15 protein-coding genes are annotated in these 18,937 nt (G+C 69.4%); 10 read left to right on the top strand and 5 right to left on the bottom strand.

Going from position 1 to position 18,937, the window contains the following annotated elements:
* The first annotated feature begins 100 nt into the window (after positions 1-100).
* A complete protein-coding gene (locus IBL26_RS12100; protein WP_187784745.1) occupies positions 101-1,192 on the top strand; it encodes a branched-chain amino acid aminotransferase in 1,092 nt (363 codons plus the stop codon).
* 105 nt (positions 1,193-1,297) lie between these two features.
* Here the strand turns inward: IBL26_RS12100 and IBL26_RS12095 are convergent, their stop codons facing one another.
* From IBL26_RS12095 to IBL26_RS12080, 4 genes are read right to left on the bottom strand one after another with little or no spacing between them, the layout of a single operon-like run.
* On the bottom strand, positions 1,298-1,759 hold the full coding sequence (locus IBL26_RS12095) for a RidA family protein (RefSeq protein WP_187784744.1): 462 nt from the start codon (positions 1,757-1,759) through the stop codon (positions 1,298-1,300).
* A complete protein-coding gene (locus IBL26_RS12090; protein ID WP_187784743.1) occupies positions 1,756-2,811 on the bottom strand; it encodes an alanine racemase in 1,056 nt (351 codons plus the stop codon). Before IBL26_RS12090 ends, IBL26_RS12095 begins: the two co-directional genes overlap by 4 nt.
* Positions 2,812-2,815: 4 nt before the next feature.
* Positions 2,816-4,183, bottom strand: coding sequence for a sigma-54-dependent transcriptional regulator (locus IBL26_RS12085; RefSeq protein ID WP_187784742.1), 1,368 nt, complete (start codon positions 4,181-4,183; stop codon positions 2,816-2,818).
* Positions 4,180-6,048: a sensor histidine kinase gene (locus IBL26_RS12080; protein ID WP_187784741.1), complete on the bottom strand. Its 1,869-nt coding sequence runs from the start codon at positions 6,046-6,048 to the stop codon at positions 4,180-4,182. Before IBL26_RS12080 ends, IBL26_RS12085 begins: the two co-directional genes overlap by 4 nt.
* Positions 6,049-6,294: 246 nt before the next feature.
* Here IBL26_RS12080 and IBL26_RS12075 point away from each other — a divergent pair, with 246 nt between their 5' ends.
* Entirely contained in the window at positions 6,295-7,629 is a 1,335-nt protein-coding gene (locus IBL26_RS12075) for a dicarboxylate/amino acid:cation symporter (protein WP_187784740.1), read from the top strand.
* A gap of 370 nt (positions 7,630-7,999) precedes the next feature.
* On the opposite strand, the gene IBL26_RS12070 is transcribed toward IBL26_RS12075, so the two are convergent.
* Complete coding sequence (locus IBL26_RS12070) at positions 8,000-8,806, bottom strand: IclR family transcriptional regulator (RefSeq protein ID WP_187784739.1); 807 nt, start codon at positions 8,804-8,806, stop codon at positions 8,000-8,002.
* A gap of 177 nt (positions 8,807-8,983) precedes the next feature.
* Here IBL26_RS12070 and IBL26_RS12065 point away from each other — a divergent pair, with 177 nt between their 5' ends.
* The 8 genes from IBL26_RS12065 to IBL26_RS12030 all read left to right on the top strand — a co-directional run bounded on the left by IBL26_RS12065 (position 8,984) and on the right by IBL26_RS12030 (position 18,825).
* Positions 8,984-11,056, top strand: a complete 2,073-nt coding sequence (locus IBL26_RS12065; protein WP_187784738.1) for a hydantoinase/oxoprolinase family protein — start codon at positions 8,984-8,986, stop codon at positions 11,054-11,056.
* Entirely contained in the window at positions 11,053-12,693 is a 1,641-nt protein-coding gene (locus IBL26_RS12060; protein ID WP_187784737.1) for a hydantoinase B/oxoprolinase family protein, read from the top strand. The genes IBL26_RS12065 and IBL26_RS12060 overlap by 4 nt, the downstream gene beginning before the upstream one ends.
* A 104-nt stretch (positions 12,694-12,797) precedes the next feature.
* Positions 12,798-14,318: an ABC transporter substrate-binding protein gene (locus IBL26_RS12055; protein WP_187784736.1), complete on the top strand. Its 1,521-nt coding sequence runs from the start codon at positions 12,798-12,800 to the stop codon at positions 14,316-14,318.
* A gap of 1 nt (position 14,319) precedes the next feature.
* On the top strand, positions 14,320-15,009 hold the full coding sequence (locus tag IBL26_RS12050; RefSeq protein ID WP_187784735.1) for an SDR family NAD(P)-dependent oxidoreductase: 690 nt from the start codon (positions 14,320-14,322) through the stop codon (positions 15,007-15,009).
* Positions 15,006-15,281, top strand: coding sequence for a (2Fe-2S)-binding protein (locus IBL26_RS12045; RefSeq protein WP_187784734.1), 276 nt, complete (start codon positions 15,006-15,008; stop codon positions 15,279-15,281). Before IBL26_RS12050 ends, IBL26_RS12045 begins: the two co-directional genes overlap by 4 nt.
* Complete coding sequence (locus tag IBL26_RS12040; protein ID WP_187784733.1) at positions 15,278-16,633, top strand: FAD-dependent oxidoreductase; 1,356 nt, start codon at positions 15,278-15,280, stop codon at positions 16,631-16,633. Before IBL26_RS12045 ends, IBL26_RS12040 begins: the two co-directional genes overlap by 4 nt.
* A complete protein-coding gene (locus IBL26_RS12035) occupies positions 16,630-17,766 on the top strand; it encodes an NAD(P)/FAD-dependent oxidoreductase (RefSeq protein WP_187784732.1) in 1,137 nt (378 codons plus the stop codon). Before IBL26_RS12040 ends, IBL26_RS12035 begins: the two co-directional genes overlap by 4 nt.
* 63 nt (positions 17,767-17,829) lie before the next feature.
* Complete coding sequence (locus IBL26_RS12030; protein ID WP_187784731.1) at positions 17,830-18,825, top strand: phosphotransferase enzyme family protein; 996 nt, start codon at positions 17,830-17,832, stop codon at positions 18,823-18,825.
* The last annotated feature ends 112 nt before the right edge of the window (positions 18,826-18,937 follow it).

Genomic DNA, 18,937 nt, shown 5'->3' with positions numbered 1-18,937 from the left:
CAGGGCGCATGGGTGGAATGTAAAGCCAAAGGGGGCTTTCGGTGCCGGGTGTTGCGATAGTATGGGGGTAGGACGCAACAAAGATGCGAGCACCGGCCCCATGACCGCCCCAGCCCAGATCAGCCTGACCCGTACCCAGAACCCGGCCGTCAAGCCGGCCGATGCCTCGCTCTCCTTCGGCAAGGTCCTGACGGACCACATGTTCATCATGAACTACACCGAGGGGAAGGGCTGGCACGACCCGCGCGTGGTACCCTACGCGCCGCTGAGCATGGACCCGGCGACCTCTGTCCTGCACTACGGCCAGGCGGTGTTCGACGGGCTGAAGGCCTATCGTGGCGCGGATGGCGCCATCCGCCTGTTCCGCGCCCGGCGGCATGCGGAGCGGCTGAACAAGTCCTGCCGCGCGCTGTGCATCCCGGAGCTGGACCCGGAGCTGGTGCGCCAGTCCTTCGAGGCGATCGTGGCCGCCGACCACGACTGGGTGCCGCACGCGCCGGGTACGTCGCTGTATATCCGCCCCACCGTGATCGCCACCGACGTGATGCTGGGCGTGCACCCGGCGCACAGCTACATCTACTTCGTCATCTGCTCGCCCGTCGGCGCCTACTACAAGGAAGGCGTGAAGCCGGTGCGCATCCTGGCGACGGACAACCATGTCCGCGCCGTGCAGGGCGGGCTGGGCGAGGCGAAGACGGCGGCCAACTACGCCGCCTCCCTCTCCGCGCAGCAGGAGGCGGAGCGCGCGGGCTACACCCAGGTGCTGTGGCTGGATGGCGTCGAGCGCAAGTGGATCGACGAGGTCGGCACCATGAACATCATGATGCAGATCGGCGACGAGGTGATCACACCGCCGCTGGCCGGTACCATCCTGGATGGCGTGACGCGCAATTCCATCCTGACGCTGCTGCGCGACTGGGGCGTCAATGTCTCCGAGCGCCGCGTCTCGATCGACGAGGTGATGCAGGCGGGGCGCGATGGCACGCTGAAGGAGATGTGGGGCACGGGCACCGCCGCCGTCGTCTCCCCGGTCGGTCAGCTGGGCTACAAGGGCGAGGTCATCAGCATCGGCAACGGCCAGACCGGCGCGCTGACGCAGAAGCTGTACGATGCCATCGTCGGCATCCAGTACGGCCGCGCCGAGGACAAGCATGGCTGGATGAGCGAAGTGAAGCTGCCGGTCGAGGCCTGATCCGGCAAGGCGGAAGGGCAGCGCGCCCTTCCGCGTCTTCCTGCTGCCGGAGGCCGGTTTGACTGACCGCGCCTCGTAGCTGGCTCGCCTGTCAGTCAGCGGCGATTAATCCAGAATCCGGATCACCGCCTCGATCTCCACCGGTACGTTGCTGGGCAGCGAGCCCATGCCGACGGCGGAGCGGGCGTGGCGGCCATTCTCGCCCAGCACCTCGAACAGCAGCTTGGAGCAGGCATCGATGACCTGCGGCTGCTGGCCGAATTCCGGCGTGGCGTAGACCATGCCGAAGATCTTCAGGAACTCCACTTTCTCCAGGCTGCCGGCGGCGGCCTTGGCGACGGAGAGGATGTGCAGCGCGCACAGTTCCGCGGCCTTCTGCGCCTGCTCGACCGTGAGGGCCTCGCCCACCTTCCCGGTGGTGACGGAACCATCGGGGTGGCGTGGCACCTGGCCAGAGATGTAGGCGACATCGCCGACGCGCTTGAACGGCACGTAGGCGAAGCGGGGCGCGCCCAGCACGGGCAGGGTGTGGCCCAGCGCGGCGATGCGGTCTTCCGGGGTGCTCACAGCGTGCGCCCCCGGGCGGCGACGTCGACGAAGCCGAGGAACTCGCCATCGCGCGTGGTGGCGATGCGGTCATGCAGGTTGCTGACCGGGCAGACATGGTTGGGAATGACGCGCAGCCGCTCCCCGATCTGCGGCTTCCGGGTGCAGGCGGAGAGATCGACCATGCCGTGTTCCTCGCTGATGCGATCGATGCGGGCCTCGGGGTATTCGAGGATGTAGCCGTAGCCGCCTGCCGCGCCCTCGGCCGTCAGGTCGGAGGTGAAGGTCTTGCTGCCGGCATCGATGATGGCGCGACCCTCTTCCGGGCGGCTGATGACGGTGACATGCACCGTCAGTGCGCAATCGTCCCAGGTGGCGGCGCCGGCGCCGACCATGTTGCGGTCGTTGTAGATGTAGGTGCCGACGCGCAGCTCGTTGACCGGCGCCAGCTCATGCGTCTGCAGCGCCTTGGGGCTGCCGCCGCCGGAGAGCACCACCGGGTTCAGCCCCTCGGCTTCCAGCCGGGGCAGTGCCTCGGCCAGGAAGGCGGCGGAGGCCGCGCTGGTCGGGTAGGTCATCAGCCCGTCGAAGCGCAGGCCGGGGGTGGCGGCGGCTTCCTTGGCCAGGGCCACGGCCTCGTCCACCGTCATCACGCCGCTGCGCTTGTTGCCGCTGTCGAACTCGATGACGACGCCGATCTCGTGGCCATGGCGGGCGGCCCGCGCGATGGTCGCGATGCCGGCGCTGCTGTCGGCGTTGACACGCATCTTCACGCGCGCGGCGAGGGCGGCGAGGCGTTCCGCCTTCGCTTCACCCACGATGGGGTAACTGATAAAAATGTCGTCCAGGCCGGCATCGGCCATCACCTCGGCCTCGCCCAGCTTCTGGCAGGTGATGCCCTTAGCGCCCAGTTCCACCTGCCGCCGGGCCAGGCCGGGCAGCTTGTGGGTCTTGATGTGCGGCCGCAGCGCCAGCCCGTGCGCGTCGGCATAGGCCTGCATCCGCCGCATGTTGGCTTCGGCGATGCCGAGATCGACCACCGGCACCGGGGTCTCGAGGGAAGCGATATCCATGGCGTTACTCCTGCCGCACATAGCGGGCACGGTCGATGCCATGCCGCGTCAGCTTGTCATAGAAGGTCTTGCGCGGGATGCCGAGGGCCTGGAGCGTCGCGCGCACATCGCCGCCATGGCTTTCCAGCGCCTGGCGGATCAGCCCGGCCTCGTAGCGCTCCATCCGCTCCGGCAGCGTGCCGTCCGGTGCTTCGTCTGGCGCGGCGGCGGTGTCGTGCTCCGCCGCGTCGTGGCCGCCCATCTCCAATCCCAGGGCGACACGCTCGGCATAGTGGGCCAGTTCGCGCACGTTGCCGGGCCAGTCGTGTTGCAGCAGGTGGCGCTCCATCGCCGCGGTCATGTCCGGCGCGTCGCGGCGGAAGCGGCCGGCGGCGCGGGCGAGGAAATGGGCGAAGAGCAGCGGAATGTCGTCCTTGCGCTCCCGCAGCGGCGGGATGCGGATGGTGACGACGTTGAGGCGGTAGAACAGGTCCTCGCGGAAAGCACCGGCACGGGAGGCCTCGCCCAGATCCACCTTGCTGGCGGCGACGACGCGCAGATCCAGCGCGCGCACCTCGTTGGTGCCGAGCGGGGTGACCTTGCGTGTCTCCAGCACCCGTAGCAGCTTGACCTGAAGGGAGAGCGGCATGCTCTCGATCTCGTCCAGGAACAGGGTGCCGCCGCTGGAATGCTCGATGCGGCCAACGCGGCGCTTCTGCGCGCCGGTGAAGGCACCGGCCTCATGGCCGAACAACTCGCTCTCGATCACCGTCTCCGGCAGCGCGCCGCAATTCAGGGCGACGAAGGGGCGGGGGGCGCGGCGGCCCCAGCGGTGCAGCAGGCTGGCCACCACTTCCTTACCGGCGCCGGTCTCGCCCACCACCAGCACGTCGATATCGGCATCGGCCACCTGGTGCAGGGTGCGGCGCAGGCGCTGCATGGCAGGGGTCTCGCCCAGCATCACCGCATCCTCGGCGCTGGTCTCGGCGGCGGCTTCGCGCAGGCGGCGGTTTTCCAGCACCAGACGGCGCTTTTCCAGCGCGCGGTGCAGGCTGGCCAGCAGCGTCTCCGGTGCGAAGGGCTTGGGGATGAAGTCGTAGGCGCCTTCGCGGATGGCCTCCACCGCCATGGCGATGTCGCCATGGCCGGTGATGAGGATGACGGGCAAATCCGGGTCCACCGCCTTCAGGCGACGGAACAACTGCATGCCGTCCATCTTCGCCATGCGGATGTCGCTGACCACCACGCCGGCGAAGCTGGCGTCGATATGCTCCAGCGCCTCGGCGGCCGAGGCCAGGGGCAGGGGGGTGAGGCCCGCCAGCTCCAGCGTCTGGGCATTGGCGGCACGCAGGTCGGCGTCGTCGTCGACGAAGGCGACGCGGGTGATGCTCATGCGGGCTCTCCGCGATACTCGGGCAGGATGATGGTGAAGGCGGTGCCGCGTTCCGGCGTGCTCGCCACTTCGATGCGCCCGCCGGCCTCGGTGACGATGTCGTTGCAGAGCACGAGGCCGAGCCCCAGCCCTTGCGCCTTGCTGGTGGAGAACGGCATGAACAGCGCCTTCTGGATCTCGGGCGGGATGCCGGGGCCGTTGTCGCGCAGCACGATGCGAACCTCGCCTTCCTGGATGGTGGCTTCCAGGTGGATCTCGGGGTCCGGGCGGCCTTCCAGGGCCTCCAGCGCGTTCTGGATCAGGTTGACCAGCACCTGCTCCAGCCGCACCTGGCGGCCCAGCACGCGTGGGTCCCCCGGCATCGGCGGGCGGAACAGCGGCACGCCCTGGTGGTCCAGGCGGGAGCGTAGCAGCATGACGGCGCCGTCTACCGCCTCCGCCACCCGCACCGGGCGCACGGGGCCAACGCCCTTGCGGGAGAAGGTGCGGAGTTCATCGGTGATGCCGCCGATCCGCTCGGTCAGCTTGGTGATCGTCTCCAGGTTGCGGCGGGCGGGGGCGAGTTCACCACGGTCCAGGAAGGTGGCCGTGTTGCCGGCATAGCTGCGGATGGCGGCAACGGGCTGGTTGATCTCATGCGCCACGCCGGCCACCACCTGGCCGAGGGTGGCGAGGCGGTTGGCCTGGCGCAGGGTCTCCCGCGCATCCTCCAGCCGGGTCTCCATCCGCTCCCGTTCCGCGATCTCGCCGCGCAGCTGGGCGGTGCGGGCGGCGACGCGCTCTTCCAGCTCCTGCCGCGCGGCTTCCTGGCTGGCGGCGCGGCGCAGGGCGCGGTCCCGCCGCTGCAGCAGCACGGCGCCGAGGCCGATGGCCAGCAGGCAGCCCAGCAGCACCGCCCAGCGGCGTTGCCGCTCGGCCGCCATCAGCGTCGCCTCGGCTGGCACCAGCAGGGTGAGCCGCCAGGGCGCGGTCGGCACCGCCTGGCTGACGCGCAGCAGCGGGGTGGCGCGGCCATCCGCATCGTCCAGCAGCACGGCGCCGGTATCCGGCGCCGCCGGGTTGGGGCGCAGGGGCAGCTCGGTCAGCGGCGCGTCGCCGAATTGCAGGCTCTCGCGGATATCGGCCAGGGCACTGACGGGCAAGGGGCGGTCGGTGCGGAAACGCCAGGCGGGGCGGCTGGTCAGCAGCACGATGCCCTGCTCGTCCGTCACATAGACGGGGCGTGCGGCTTCCCCGCCCGGGGCACGGTCCGACACCCGCCAGGTCTCCTCCACCGCATCGAACTCCACCTTGACCACGACGACGCCGAGCGGCGCGGCGGCGGGGCCGAGGCGGCGGGAGATATAGAGGCCAGGCTGGCGGCTGACGGTACCAAGGGCGAAATGCTCCGCCGCGCCGGCCTGCATGCCGCGCTGGAAGTACTCGCGGAAACGGTAGTCGTTGCCGACGAAGCTGGTGGGCTCCTGCCAGTTGCTGGCGGCGACGGCGAGGCCGGTGGCGTCGATCAGGTAGATGACGTTGGCGCCGGTGCCCTGGCTCAGCGTTTCCAGCTTCCGGTTCAGCGTGGCGAAGGTCGCCCCGTCCGGCTGGGCCAGCGCGGCCAGCAGATCCGGGTCCTGGGCCAGGACGAACGGCAGGGAGCGCTGCTTCTCCAGCTCACTGCGCAGCACCGCGGCGTTCAGCGTGGCGGTGGTGGCGGCCTGGCCGGTCAGTTCCTCCCCCGCCTGGCGCCGGGCGGCCTGGCCGCTGAACCACGCCAGCACCAGGGATGCGGCGCCGGCCAGCAGCAACAGCCCCAGCCGGCCGGCGGCGCGCTGATCCGCACGCCGGCGGCGCAGGAGGGTTCGGGGGTTCGAAGCGGGCATATCTGTGCGGTTTACCACACTCGAAGGTGGGGCCACGAGCGGATTTCCGCACAAGGAGCCGCCGCCGGAAACATGAATCATATGTCTTTTCCATGTTTTCCGCTGCCTGCACCGTTGGCACGCCGCTTGCGAAAGCAGCAGCCGAGGCGGCCGCACGACCGCCGACCATCACAGCCCAACCATTTCAAGGACTGGGGCTCTGGGCGCCGGCAAGGGCGTGGCGGGGCCGTCCCACGAGGAAACGACATGGCGACTTTCACCGCCCCGGCGGAGACCAGGCACCAGCCCCCGAAGCGCCTCTACCAGCACCTGTATTTCCAGGTGCTGGTGGCCATCGCCCTCGGCATCGCCCTCGGCCATTTCTGGCCGGAGGAGGGCACGGCGATGAAGCCGTTGGGCGACGCCTTCATCAAGCTGGTGAAGATGATCATCGCCCCGGTGATCTTCCTGACCGTGGCCACCGGCATCGCCGGCATGAGCGACCTGACGAAGGTCGGGCGCGTCGCCGGCAAGGCGATGCTCTACTTCCTCTGCTTCTCCACCCTGGCGCTGATCGTCGGCCTGATTGTCGGCAACATCGTGCAGCCGGGCTACGGGCTGCACATCAACCCGGCGACGCTGGATGCCAAGGCCGTGCAGGGCTACGCCGCCCAGGCGCATGAGCAGACCATCACCGGCTTCCTGATGAACATCATCCCGACGACCATCGTCGGTGCCTTCGCCTCGGGCGATATCCTGCAGGTGCTGTTCTTCGCCGTGCTGTTCGGCATCTCCCTGGCGATGGTGGGGGAGCGCGCCACGCCGGTGCTGAACTTCCTGCACGCGCTGACGGCGCCGATCTTCACGCTGGTCGGCATCCTGATGAAGGCCGCGCCAATCGGTGCCTTCGGCGCCATGGCCTTCACCATTGGCCGCTACGGCATCTCCTCCGTCATCAACCTGGCCTTCCTGGTCGGGACCTTCTACCTGACCTCGCTGATCTTCGTACTGGTCGTGCTGGGTGCGGTGGCGCGCTACAACGGCTTCTCGATCATCAAGCTGATCAAGTACATCAAGGAGGAGCTGCTGCTGGTGCTCGGCACGTCTTCCTCGGAAGCCGCGCTGCCGACGCTGATGCAGAAGATGGAGCGCGCGGGCTGCAAGAAGTCCGTCGTCGGCCTCGTCATCCCCACCGGGTACAGCTTCAACCTGGATGGCACCAACATCTACATGACGCTGGCGGCGCTGTTCATCGCGCAGGCCACCGACATTCCGCTGAGCTGGGGTGACCAGATCCTGCTGCTGCTGGTGGCCATGCTGTCCTCCAAGGGCGCGGCCGGCATTACCGGCGCGGGCTTCATCACCCTGGCGGCGACGCTCTCCGTCGTGCCCTCGGTCCCCGTGGCCGGCATGGCGCTGATCCTGGGCATCGACCGCTTCATGTCCGAGTGCCGGGCGCTGACCAACCTGGTCGGCAACGCCGTCGCGACGATCGTGGTGGCGCGCTGGGAGGGCGAGCTGGACAAGGACCGCCTGGACGCCGCCATGACCGGCGACGCCCTGCCGCTGCCGGCCAGCACGGCCCCCGCCGCTGCGGAGTGAGCCGACGCTTTGATCGAAGGAAGGCCGGGGAAGCGATTCCCCGGCCTTTTTCATGGGCGGGCTGTTGAGCCGCCTTTATGTGGCGACGCGCCTGAAGTCGGCGTGGCACGCGGTGGGGGTGGAGAAGGCCAGGGAAGGGATTCCCCGGATCCCTTCTTTATGTCTTCGAGTTTGGTGGGCACTGCCGCGGCGGAGGTTGCGTTATGTGGAAACCGGGGCGGAGGTCCAAAATATCCCGCGGCGGACAGCTGAGCCCGCGTGATGTTTTAAAATCGTCTGAGGCGCCACCTCTCCAGTTCTAAGGTGCGCTTGACTCGCAGAAAAAAGATGGGGGCCTGGGGGAATTCCTTCCCCAGCCTTCGTCTCTACCTCACCGCGCTACGCTCGCCTCCATCGCCGCGCCGGCCCGCCGCAGGGCGGGGTCGAACGGGTTGAGGCGCGGGGCGATGGCGTTGGCTTCGGCGCGCAGCAGGTTGGCCACCAGGTCCCGGCGGTCGGTGCCCAGGCGATCCGTGGTGGTGCCGATGCTGAGGGCGGCGACGGCGCGGCCATCGCGGTCCAGCAGCGGCACGCCGAGGCCGGCCATGCCGGGCAGTACGCCAGGCATGATGGAGTAGCCTTCCCGCCTTACGCGGGTGATCTCGGCCCGCAGCACCGGTTCGTCCGAGCCGCCGAGATTGCGGATGATCGGCAGGTTGTGGCGGATGATGTCTTCGCGCTCCTCCTCCGGCAGGCAGGCCAGGATAGCGGTGGAGCCCTGGCCGAGGCCGAGCGGGACCCGCCCGCCGATATCGCCGGTGAAGGAGCGGATGGGCAGCGGCCCGGCGCTGCGGTCGATGCAGATGGCGTCGTAGCCATTATGGACCAGCAGGAAGACCGTCTCGCCCAGGGATGCGGTCAGCCGCAGCAGGGCGGGGCGGCAGAGGTCCCGCAACCCGGTGGGGTTACCGGCGCGGGCGGCCAGCAGGAACAACTCCAGGCTGAGGCGGTAGCGGCGGGCGGCGGCGTCGTGCTCCACGAACCCCTCCGCCACCAGCATCCGCAGCAGGCGGTGCGCGGTGGGGCGTGGCAGTCCGGCGGCCTCGGCGATGTCGCTGAGACGTTGGCCGTCGGGGCCGCCGTCGCCGAGAAGGCGCAGGATCTGCAGGCCGCGCGGCAGGCTGCCGGTGGTGTCCATGGCCACTCCTCGGGGCGCAACTCTCGTCCTGTGAAACGGCATAATTCCGTATGTTGAAATTATGACGTCCCGACTGTCAGTGGATGAAATTTATACTGGACGCCAGCCAAATCAAGGCGAAGAGTTTGGCCGGGACGTGGCCCCCGCATGCGGGAGATGCCGCGAGGAGGCTGAAGAATGGCGCGTTGGCGGGTCGGGGTGGATTCCGGCGGCACCTTCACGGATGTCTGCCTGTTCGACGAGGATGATGGCCGCGTCGAGGTGTGGAAGGTCTCCTCCACGCCCGACGACCCATCCCGCGGCATTGCCCAGGGCGTCGAGGAAGGCATGCGCCGCGTGGTGCCGGAAGCGGGCGACCAGCCTGCCGCAGCCGTTACCTATTTCGGCCATGGCACCACGGTGGCAACCAATGCGCTGATCCAGCATCGTGGCGTGAAGACCGGCCTGGTCACCACCGACGGCTTCCGCGATCTGCTGGAGATCGGCCGCCAGAAGCGCCCGGACCTGTACGACATGCAGGCGGACAAGCCGCCGGTGCTGGTGCCGCGCGACCTGCGCCAGGAAGTGCCCGAGCGTGTGCGCCACGATGGCAGCATCGATACCGCGCTGGACGAGGCGAAGATGCGCCAGGCCGCCGTGGCGCTGCGCGAGGCTGGGGTGAAGGCGGTCGCCGTCTCCTTCCTCTACGGCTTCATCCGGCCGGAGCATGAGGCGCGGGCGGTGCAGATCCTGCGCGAGGAGATGCCGGACGCCTTCATCAGCGCGGGGCATGAGATCGCGCCCGAATTCCGCGAGTATGAGCGGCTCTCCACCGTGGTGTTGAATGCGTATCTGGGGCCGGTGATGCGGTCCTATATCGAGAAGCTGACGCCGCGCCTGGAAGGGCTAGGGATGACAGCGACGCCGCATCTGACGCAGTCCAATGGCGGTGTCATCAGCTTCTCGGCCGCCGCCGGCCTGCCGGTGCGGACGGTGCTGTCCGGCCCTTCCACGGGTGTGGTGGGCGCGCAGGTGATCGGCGAGCTGGCCGGGTTCGAGGACCTGATCACCTTCGACATGGGCGGTACCTCCACCGACGTGGCGCTGTTGCAGGGCGGCCAGTGCCGGCTGACCAGCGAAGCGGTGGTGCATGGCTACCCGATCAAGGCCCCGATGCTGGACATCCACACGGTGGGTGCCGGCGGCGGCTCCATCGCGCATGTCGATGCCGGCGGCCTGCTGAAGGTCGGGCCGCGTTCCTGCGGCGCCTTCCCGGGCCCGGTCTGCTACGACAAGGGCAGCACCGAGCCGGCGACCACCGATGCCAACGTGGTGTTGCAGACGCTGAACCCGACGCATCTGCTGGGTGGGCGCATGCCGATCCGGCAGGACCTGGCCAAGGCGTCCATCCAGCGTCTGGCGGATCAGCTCGGCCTGGGGCTGATGGAGACGGCGCAGGGCATTCTCTCCGTCGTCACCGCCAACATGGCGCGGGCGATCCGGGTGATCTCGGTGCAGCGTGGGCATGACCCGCGCGACTTCACGCTGATGGCCTTCGGCGGCGGCGGCCCGCTCTACGCGGCGCGGCTGGCGAAGGAGCTGGACATGAAGCGCGTGCTGGTGCCGCGCAATCCCGGCATCCTCTGCGCCATGGGCCTGCTGCTGACCGATCTGCGCGCCGATTTCGCCGCGACGAAGCTGCTGCCGCTGGCGCCGGGCTCGATCGGCGAGGTGGCCGATGGCTTCGCGACACTGACGGCGCGGGCGGAGGAGTGGTTCGAGCATGAGGACATCGCCCCCGCCAACCGCCAGCTGACCCGCACCGCCGATATGCGCTACGCTGGACAGAACTACGAGCTGGCCGTGCCGCTGCCGGAAGGGCCGGTAACGGCCGCGACGCTGGACGCGCTGGCCGCCGGGTTCGAGGAACTGCACCGCCAGCGCTACGGCTTCATCGCCGAGGGGGAGGCCGTGCAGGTCGTCACCCTGCGGCTGGAAGCCACGGGGCTGGTGAAGAAGGCCGAGCTGTTGCGCTACCCGGATGCGGGGCCTGATGCTTCCGGCGCCATCACCGGCCAGCGCCCGGTCTGGTTCCCGGAAGCGCAGGATTTCGTGCCGACGCCGATCTATAGCCGTGACGAGCTGAAGCCGGGCCACCGCTTCGCCGGCCCCGCCATCGTCGAGCAGATGGATACGACGACAGTGGTACCGCCGGGCATGTCCGCGCGCGTCGACCCTTACCTCAACCTCATCCTGGAGGTCGTGGCATGAGCCAGGCTGTGTCCCAGGCCACCGCGCCCGTGCTGGACCCGATCACCGTCGAGGTCATCGGCGCCGCGCTGTCCTCGATTGTCGAGGAGACGGGCGAGGCGCTGATCCGCGCCTCCTACTCCACGAACATCAAGGAGCGGCGGGACTGCTCCACCGCCCTGTTCAACGCGGCGGGGGAGACGCTGTGCCAGGCGGAGCACATCCCCATCCACCTGGGCAGCTTCATCGGCATCATCCCGCACATCATGCGGAAGCACCGCGTCGAGGACATGCGGCCGGGCGACGTGTTCGTCGGCAACGACGCCTATGAAGGCGGCGGCACCCACCTGCCGGACATCGTGCTGGCGGAGCCGATCTTCGTCGATGGCAAGATCGTCGCCTGGACGGTCAACCTGGCGCATCACTCGGATTTCGCCGATCGCGGGCACGCGCATATCTATCAGGAAGGCCTGCGGATTCCGCCGGTGCGGCTGTATCGCCAGGGCGTGCTGCAGGAGGATATCCAGAACCTCATCCTGCTGAACTGCCAGGTACCGCATGAGCGCCTGTCCGACCTGCGGGCGCAGATGGCGGCCAACCGGGTGGGCGTGCAGCGCTTCCAGGGCCTGTGCGCCAAGTATGGCGCAGATGTCGTGCTGGCCGCAGCCGACGCACTGCTGGATTATGCCGAGCGCAAGATGCGCGCCGGCATCGCCGCCATGCCCGACGGTACCTGGCATTTCGAGGATGTCTTCGACAACCCCGAGATCGACTACAACCTGCCGCTGCGCGTGACGGCCACCATCGCCGGCGACAGCATGACGCTGGATTTCGATGCGCCGGACCAGCTGCGCGCCGGGTTGAACATGACCTACACGGCGCTGCTGGCCACCGCCTACTACGTGGTGAAGTCGGTCGTGGACCCGACGATCCTGCCCAATGCCGGGCTGGCGCGGCCACTGAGTATCACGGCGCGGGAAGGCAGCGTGCTGAACTGCGTGCATCCGGCGGCGGTGAACGGGCGGGTGCAGACCTGCCAGCGCGTGTCCGACCTCATCCTCGGCGCGCTGGCGCAGGCGGTGCCGGAGCGGGTGACGGCGTGTTCCAACTCCGCCTGCACGGTCGCCACCTTCATTGGCCAGAAGGCGGATGGCAGCACCTGGGTGTATCTGGAGACGATGGGCGGCGGCGGTGGCGCGCGGGCGACGAAGGATGGGCTGGACGGCATCCACGTGCATGCCACCAACACCTCCAACCTGCCGGTCGAGGCGCTGGAGATCGAGTACCCGCTGACGCTGATGCGCTACGAGCTGGTGCAGGATTCCGGCGGCGTCGGCACGCATCGTGGCGGCATGGGCCTGCGGCGGGTGTATCGCGCCGACCGGGACTGCCTGGTGCGCGTCGACGTCTCCCGCCTGCGGTCCCAGAGCTGGGGGCTGCTGGGCGGCGGGGAAGGTGCGCGCGGCGCGGTGGAATGCGGCCCGGGCGTCGAGTTCAGGAAGGAAGCGGCGGCGCTGAAGGCGGGGCAGTGGTTCGCCGTCGTCAGCCCCGGCGCCGGCGGCTACGGCCCGCCCGCCGCCCGCCCGGAGGATGCCGTGGCGCGAGACGTGGCCGAGGGCGTGATCAGCGCCACGCGCGCGAAGCAGGCCTACGCCTGAGAACCGCGCGGCGCAGCCTGCAAGCAGGCCGCGCCGCCCGGGGAGAGAGAGTGCCGGGCGAGGCCCGGTTCATGCTGAACCCGAGTAGCCAGGAGACTGCACCGATGCCTCCGACTCTCTCCCGCCGTGCCATCATGGCCGGCGCCGCCGTACTGCCCTTCCTGCGCGTGCCGGGTGCCCGCGCCCGTACGCCGGGCGTGCTGACCTTCGGCCTTTCCAGCTTCCCGCCCACCATCCAGCCTTGGGCCAATAGCGGCACGGCGGCGGCGACGATGAAGCTGCTGATGTATCGCGGCCTGACCTCCTATGCCGATGACGGTACGTTGCGCGGGGAGCTGGCGGAGTCCTGGGCGCAGGACGGTACCCATGCCTGGGTGTTCAAGCTGCGCGACGCCAAGTTCCAGAACGGCGAGAAGGTGACCTCCGCCGACGTCAAATGGACGATCGAGCAGGTGGCGGGCGAGCGCTCCACCGCCTTCTTCCGCACCGAGATGCAGAATGTCGAGCGCGTCGAGACGCCTGACGACCGCACCGTGCGCATCGTGACCAAGACGCCGGTGGTGACGCTGCCGGTGATGCTGGCCAGCTACCACCTGCCCATCATTTCCCGCAATTCCGACCGCGCCAGCCCCTCCGGCGCCGGGCCCTTCGTGCTGAAGGCGCAGGAGCGCGGGACGTCGCTGGATTTCGAGGCCAACCCGAATTTCTACAAGCCGGGCCTGCCGAAGCTGAAGGGCCTGCGCGTCATCGCCTATTCGGACGAGAATCTGCGCGTCTCCGCCCTGCAATCGGGCGACCTGGACCTGATCGAATACGTGCCGTGGCAGGCGATGGATGCCATCACCGCCAACCCCGCCCTGTCGCTGGATGCGGTGGACGGCGCCTTCATGTTCCTGGTGTTCAACGGCAGCAAACCGCCCTTCAACGATGCGCGGGTGCGCAAGGCCGTGGCGCATGCGGTGCGGCGGGACGAGCTGGTGAAGGCGGCATTCTTCGGCCGCGGTTCGGCGCTGGAGCAATTGCCGATCGCCGAATCCTCCGCCTACTACAACGCCGAGTTCAAGGATGGCTGGCGCTACGACCCCGAGTTGTCGAAGCGCCTGTTGGCCGAGGCCGGTTTCCCCAACGGCCTCTCCTGCGGCCTGCTCTCCACCGCGCAGTATGGCATGCACAAGGATACGGCGGAGGTGGTGCAGAACCACCTGGCCGCCGTCGGCATCAAGGCGGAGCTGAACCTGCCGGACTGGTCCACCCGCGTCGCCATCGGCAACCGTGGCCAGTACGACATGGCGGTGATGGGCACGGCGGCGGATAGCAACGACCCAGACGGCATCACCAACTTCATCGATGGATCGCTCTCGCCCTCCTATGTCCGCAGCTTCGGGCTGAAGATCGACAAGATCACCGAGCTGCTGGCGGCAGGCCGGGCCGAGTTCGATGCGGAGAAGCGCCGGGCGATCTACCGGGAGATGGAGAAGGTGGCGATCGAGCAGGCGCCCATCGCCGGGCTGACCTGGCGCAGCCAGGGCTACGCGATGAAGAAGGACGTCACCGGCTTCAAGAACCTGCCCGGAGCGCTGACCTTCTATTCCGGCCTGACTTTCGAGACGGCGACGGTCGGCTGAGATGCGGGAGATTGCCGGCAAGGTGGTGATGGTCTCCGGTGCCGCGCGCGGCATCGGGCGCGCGGTGGCGGAACGGCTGCTGGCGGCGGGCTGCCAGATCAGCGCGGGGGTGCGGGATATCGCCCGCGCGCCCGCCGGCAGCACCGGCTTCGCCTACGACGCGACGCGGCAGGGTAGCGCGGCGTCCTGGGTGCAGGGCACGGTGGAGCGCTTCGGCCGGGTCGATGCGCTGATCAACGCCGCCGGCATCAACCCGCGTGCCTCGCTGCTGGAAGGGCCGGACGATGCCTTCCAGGAGATGTTCTCGGTCAACGCCATGGCGCCGGTGCAGGTGATCCGCGCGGCATGGCCGCATCTGGTGGCGGCGGGGGAGGGTCGGGTGGTCAACATCGCCTCGCTCTCCGGCAAGCGGGTGCGGAACGACAATCTTGGCTACGCCATGAGCAAGTTCGCCGTCATGGCACTGACGCAGGAAGTGCGGCGGCTGGGCTGGGAACACGGCATCCGCGCCACGGCGCTGTGCCCCGGCTTCGTCGATACCGACATGACGGCGCAGGTGACCAAGTGGCCGCGCGACCAGATGTCCCGCCCCGAGGACCTGGCGCTGCTGGTGGAGACGCTGTTGCAGCTTTCCAACACCGCATCGGTCGCGGAACTGCTGGTGAACTGCCGGCATGAGGATACGCTTTGAAGCTGGTTCGCCTGCGCGATACCGACCGTGCGACGCTGCACCTGACGCTGGAGGGCAGCGGCCTCGCCGCGCTGGAAGGCGATACGGTGTTGACCGCGTTGCTGGCCGGCGGCGCCGGGCATTTGCGGGACAGCGAGTTCGGCGATGGCCACCGCGCCGGCTTCTGCCTGATGGGCGCCTGCCAGGATTGCTGGGTGGTGGTGGAAGGCCTTGGCCGGGTGCGCGCCTGTGCCACGCTGGCGAAGGACGGGATGAAGGTGCGGCGCGGATGAAGGTCGCGGTGGTGGGGGCCGGGCCGGCCGGCGTGCGTGCGGTGGAGGCGCTGCTGGCGCACGATATCCGCCCCGTGTGGATCGACGAGGCGATGGATGGCGGCGGGCGAATCTACCAGCGCCCGCCCGCCGGCCTGCGGCGGGATGCGAAGACGCTATATGGGTTCGAGGCACCGCGGGCCACCGCGCTGCACGCCGCGCTGGATGCCGCCAAGCCCCGCGCCGACTGGCGGCCGGAGACGCTGGTCTGGAACATCCGCCCCGGCCAGAGGCAGCTCAGCACCTTGAGCGCCGGGCGGCAGGGCGTGGTGGAATACGACGCTGCCATTCTCTGCACCGGCGCGATGGACCGCGTGGTGCCGGTGAAGGGCTGGACGCTGCCGGGCGTGACCACCATGGGCGGCGCGCAGATCGCGCTGAAATCCCAGGGCTGCGGCATCGGGCAGCGCGTGGCTTTCCTGGGCAGCGGGCCGTTGCTGTGGCTGGTGGCCTACCAGTACGCCAAGGCGGGAGCGGAGGTCGTGGCGGTGCTGGATACCACGCGCTTCGCCACCAAGCTGGCGGCGGCGCCAGGGATGCTGCGCGGGCCGGCCACCTTCGCCAAGGGCCTGTACTATATCGGCTGGCTGCGCGCGCACGGCATCCGCATCGCGGAGGGCGTGACGCCGCTGGCGATCGAGGGCGCTGGCTCGGTGTCCGGTCTCTCCTGGCGCGACGCCAAGGGCGGCGTGCACCGGGTGGAATGCGATGCGGTCGGGCTCGGCTGGGGGCTGAAGCCGGAGGCGCAGTTGGCCGACCTGGCCGGTATTCCCTTTGTGTTTGATGCGGCGCAGCACAATTGGGTGCCGCGCCGCGATGCCGCCGGGCGCACGCCGGTGACAGGCATCTACCTGGCGGGCGACGGCAGCGGCATCGGCGGTGCCGAGGTGGCGGAAGTGGCCGGTGCGCGCGCCGCGCTGGCGCTGCTACAGGATGCGGGACGCAGGGTGGAAACAGCGGCGCTGGACCGCAAACTGGCCAGCCTCGGCCGCTTCCGCGTGGCGCTGGAGAAGGCCTTTCCGTTTCCCTCGCACCTCGCCGCCGGCCTGCCGGACGACGCGCTGTTCTGCCGGTGCGAGGGGCTGACGGTGGGCGAGTTGCGCGCCACCACCACCGGCCCGGCGATCCCGGCACCGGAGCTGAACCGCGCCAAGGCGATCAGCCGCGCCGGCATGGGCCGCTGCCAGGGCCGCGTCTGCGGCGCCGCGGCGGCCGAGATCCTGGCGGCGCAACTGGGCTGCAGCGTGGCCGAGGTCGGCCGCCTGCGCGGCCAGGCCCCGGTGAAGCCCATACCCCTGACGGCCACGCCATGACCGAGACGCGTTGCGATGTACTGATCGTCGGTGGTGGGGGTGCGGGGTGTTCCGCCGCGCTGCACCTGGCGCTGCGTGGCAGCCGGGTGGTGCTGCTGGAACGCGGGCTGGTCGGTGGCCAGGCTTCCGGCGTCAATTACGGCGGGGTGCGGCAGCAGGGGCGCAACCCGGCGGAACTGCCCATCGCGCGCAAGTCGCGCGAGATCTGGGGGCGGATGAAGCAGCTGGCGGGGACGGAGGCGGAATTCACCGTCACCGGCCACCTGAAGCTGGCGCGCGACGACGCGGAGGAAGCCAACCTCATCGCCTACCTGGACGTGGCGAAGCAGCACGGGCTGCCGCTGCGGATGATCGGCCGTAATGCCCTGCATGGCGAGTACCCGTGGCTGGGGCCGAAGGTGCTGGCGGGGTCCTTCGCGCCGGAGGATGGCTCCGCCAATCCGCGGCTGATGACGCCGGCCCTGGCCCGCGCCGCCCGCGATGCCGGCGCCACGCTGCATGAGCGGACGGAGGTGATGGACTACGCGCATGACGGTGCCGATTTCCGCCTGCGCACCGCCGCCGGGGACGTGTTCGTCGCGCCGGTCCTGCTCAACCTGGCCGGCTTCTGGGGCGGCCGGGTGGCGGAAGCGTTCGGGGAGGCGGTGCCGATCGTGCCGCTCAGCCCCAACATGCTGGTGACGGAGCCGATGGGCTATTTCATCGAGCCCAATCTCGGCGTGGTCGGCGGCAACGTGTATCTGCGGCAGATCCCGCGCGGCAACGTCATCATCGGCGGCGGGCATGGGGAGAGCGATCCGGGCCAGCCCGGCCAGACGCCGTGGTCCCGCCCCATCCCGGAAGTGACGATGGAGGCGGCGGCGCTGGCCATCGCCCTGGTGCCTGCGCTGGAAGGGGTGCAGGTCATCCGCTCCTGGTCCGGCATCGACGGGCAGATGCCGGACCGGATTCCGGTGATCGGCCCCAGCAGCACCACGCCGGGCCTGTTCCACGCCTTCGGCTTTTCCGGCCACGGCTTCCAGCTGGGCCCTGCCATCGGCGCCATCATGAGCGAGCTGGTGCTGGATGGGCGGACGGATATTCCGCTGGAGCCGTTCCGCATCACCCGCTTCGGCGCCGCCGGCCAGGCCTGAGGGCAGGTAGCCGGCTTTCTTAGCCTCTTCGCGCCGGGTGGCCGATCCGCTATCCGCCGCCTGATGTACGATCCGCCCTTCCTGGAGCATCTACGGGCCCTGGTGCGGGTGGCGCTGCCACGCTGGAACCTGCCGGCCACGGCGGCGCTGTCCTTGCTCAACGTCTCCGAGAACGCGACCTTCCTGGCCGAGGCGGACGGGCGGCGGGTTGTGCTGCGGGTGTACCGCCAGGGCTACCACCAACGGGCGGAGATGGAATCGGAACTGGCCTGGATCAGCGCCCTGCGCGCCGAGGCGGTAGTAGAGACGCCGGCGCCGCTGCCAGGGCGGGATGGGCGCCTGTTGCAGGTGTTGCCGGATGGCGCGGTGCTGCGCCACGCAGTGGCCTTCGCGTACATGCCGGGCGTGGAGCCGCAGGAGAATGGCGCGCTGGGGCCGTGGTTCGCGCGGCTGGGCGGCCTCACGGCGCGGCTGCATGCGCAGGGCAGGGGCTGGCGGCGCCCACCCGGCTTCAACCGCAAGCGGTGGGATTTCAGCACCATGCTGGGCGATGCGCCACATTGGGGCCCCTGGCGGGCCGCCATCGGGCTGGATGCGGGTGGGGCTGCCGTGCTGGCCGGGGTGGCGGAACAGTTGCGGGCAGACCTGCTGGAATATGGTGACGGGCCGGAGCGGTTCGGCCTGGTGCATGCCGACCTGCGCCTGACCAATCTGCTGGTGGAGGGTGAGCGGCTCGGCGTCATCGACTTCGATGATTGCGGCTTCTGCTGGTACCTCTACGACTTCGCCGCCGCCGTCAGCTTCATGGAGCATGAGCCCGTGGTGCCGGCGCTGCTGCGCGCCTGGGTCGGCGGCTACCGGCAGGTGGCGCCGCTGTCGGCGGCGGATGTGCGGATGCTGCCCGCTTTCGTCATGCTGCGGCGCATGGTGCTGACCGCCTGGCTGGCATCGCACGCGGAAACGCCTACGGCGCAGGCGCTGGGCGCCGGCTACACGGACGGAACCGTGGCGCTGGGCTTGCGGTATCTGCGAGGGAGCCTCTGGCATATCGATTGCTAAACGGTAAGCTCCTGGTCCGTGGCGGATTCACCATGCCACGTTCTGGGCTTCTGTTTGACTGCGTGGTTCCGGCCGGTTGGCGATCCCGCCGCAGGCCGCCACGCTCCAGCGA

The organism is Teichococcus aerophilus (genome assembly GCF_014490485.1).
Taxonomy (GTDB): domain Bacteria; phylum Pseudomonadota; class Alphaproteobacteria; order Acetobacterales; family Acetobacteraceae; genus Pseudoroseomonas; species Pseudoroseomonas aerophila.
Note: the sequence above shows the minus strand (reverse complement) of the source record. Positions and strands in the feature narration are given on the sequence as shown.

What these genes read in the sequence shown, in the direction of transcription:
- IBL26_RS12040 (WP_187784733.1), top strand. Translation starts at nt 15,278, where the DNA reads ATGAAGGTCGCGGTGGTGGGGGCCGGGCCGGCCGGCGTGCGTGCGGTG.
- IBL26_RS12070 (WP_187784739.1), bottom strand. Translation starts at nt 8,806, where the DNA reads ATGGACACCACCGGCAGCCTGCCGCGCGGCCTGCAGATCCTGCGCCTT.
- IBL26_RS12085 (WP_187784742.1), bottom strand. Translation starts at nt 4,183, where the DNA reads ATGAGCATCACCCGCGTCGCCTTCGTCGACGACGACGCCGACCTGCGT.
- IBL26_RS12100 (WP_187784745.1), top strand. Translation starts at nt 101, where the DNA reads ATGACCGCCCCAGCCCAGATCAGCCTGACCCGTACCCAGAACCCGGCC.
- IBL26_RS12035 (WP_187784732.1), top strand. Translation starts at nt 16,630, where the DNA reads ATGACCGAGACGCGTTGCGATGTACTGATCGTCGGTGGTGGGGGTGCG.
- IBL26_RS12090 (WP_187784743.1), bottom strand. Translation starts at nt 2,811, where the DNA reads ATGGATATCGCTTCCCTCGAGACCCCGGTGCCGGTGGTCGATCTCGGC.
- IBL26_RS12060 (WP_187784737.1), top strand. Translation starts at nt 11,053, where the DNA reads ATGAGCCAGGCTGTGTCCCAGGCCACCGCGCCCGTGCTGGACCCGATC.
- IBL26_RS12030 (WP_187784731.1), top strand. Translation starts at nt 17,830, where the DNA reads ATGTACGATCCGCCCTTCCTGGAGCATCTACGGGCCCTGGTGCGGGTG.
- IBL26_RS12055 (WP_187784736.1), top strand. Translation starts at nt 12,798, where the DNA reads ATGCCTCCGACTCTCTCCCGCCGTGCCATCATGGCCGGCGCCGCCGTA.
- IBL26_RS12075 (WP_187784740.1), top strand. Translation starts at nt 6,295, where the DNA reads ATGGCGACTTTCACCGCCCCGGCGGAGACCAGGCACCAGCCCCCGAAG.
- IBL26_RS12050 (WP_187784735.1), top strand. Translation starts at nt 14,320, where the DNA reads ATGCGGGAGATTGCCGGCAAGGTGGTGATGGTCTCCGGTGCCGCGCGC.
- IBL26_RS12065 (WP_187784738.1), top strand. Translation starts at nt 8,984, where the DNA reads ATGGCGCGTTGGCGGGTCGGGGTGGATTCCGGCGGCACCTTCACGGAT.
- IBL26_RS12080 (WP_187784741.1), bottom strand. Translation starts at nt 6,048, where the DNA reads ATGCCCGCTTCGAACCCCCGAACCCTCCTGCGCCGCCGGCGTGCGGAT.